Source organism: Oceaniglobus indicus (genome assembly GCF_002751875.1).
In the GTDB taxonomy this organism is placed as follows: Bacteria; Pseudomonadota; Alphaproteobacteria; order Rhodobacterales; family Rhodobacteraceae; genus Oceaniglobus; species Oceaniglobus indicus.
In genome coordinates, this window is the sequence record NZ_NMZM01000025.1 from 1 (window position 1) to 1,212 (window position 1,212).

Annotated in this window: 1 protein-coding gene; it reads right to left on the reverse strand. The window is 61.2% G+C overall.

The features are described 5' to 3' along the window. Nucleotides 1-25: 25 nt before the first annotated feature. A partial coding sequence (tnpC, locus tag CFP68_RS17775; RefSeq protein ID WP_099828268.1) for an IS66 family transposase occupies nucleotides 26-1,212 on the reverse strand: 1,187 nt, incomplete at its 5' end.

The window sequence follows — 1,212 nt, forward strand, 5'->3', positions numbered from 1 at the left end:
GTAACCACGCCATTGATACCGCGGCCTATGCGGCTTGACTGGCTGTCTCGGTGGGCCGCGGCACCCAGTTCCAGGGCAGCAATTCATCCAATCGGTTGATCTTGTGATCATGGATACGGTCGAGGATGTCGGCGAGATAGGCTTCCGGATTGAGGCCGTTCAGCTTGGCAGTCTCGATGATGGTCATGGCGCGGGCCAAGGTTTCCGCACCGGTGTCGGCTCCCGCGAATAGCCAGTTTTTCCTTCCGATTCCGATGGGGCGCAGGGCACGTTCGGCCGGATTATTATCGATGGCCACACGCCCGTCGGTCAGGAACAGGCTGAAGGCGTCTCGACGAGACAAACCATAGCGGAAGGCCTTGGCCAGATCGCTTTTGCCCGGAATGCGCTGAAGTTGCTGTTCGGACCAAGCAAAGAAGGCCTCAACCTTGGGCTGGCTGAGCTTTTGACGCGCTGCATAGCGGACGTCGGCGGGCTGACCGTTGATGTCGCGCTCGATGTCGTAGAACTTGCCGATCCGGTCGAGCGCCTCGCGGGCAATCTCGGACTTGGTCGAGGTCCAGAAGTCATGGAAGTCACGCCGCAGATGGGCCCAACAGGCTGCCTCCCGCAAACGCCGCGTGCCATTGGGACCAGGCTCATAAAGTTTACCATAGCCCTTGTAGCCATCCGCTTGGAGGGTGCCACGGGCGTTGGCCAGATGGCTGAGGACATGCTCTTCCTTCCAGTCGGGTGCGAACCGATAGACCGTACCGGGTGGCGCGGCACCCGCCCATGGGCGCTGATCGCGCACATAGGCCCAGATCCGGCCTTGCTTCACACCTTTGCCAAGCCCTTTGTCTTTCTTGGAGCGGTCCAACACCCGGATCGGCGTATCATCTGCGTGCAGCAAATCGCTGCCCATGATGTCAGCCTCAATGCGCTCGATCAGCGGCGACAGGGTCTTCATGGCGCGGCCACACCAGCCGACCAGCGTGCTTTCGGGGATGTCTGCCCCCATGCGTTCGAAGATCTCGTGCTGGCGATATAACGGAAGGTGGTCGTCGAACTTCGAGACCAGCACATGCGCCAGCAGGTTCGGGCCTGCCATACTGCCCGGGATCGGACGGCTTGGCGCGGGTTCCTGCACGATCCGCTCGCAGCGGCGGCAGGACTTCTTGATCCGGGCGATCTGGATCACCTTCATCTGCGCGGCGATCATGTCGAGGAGTT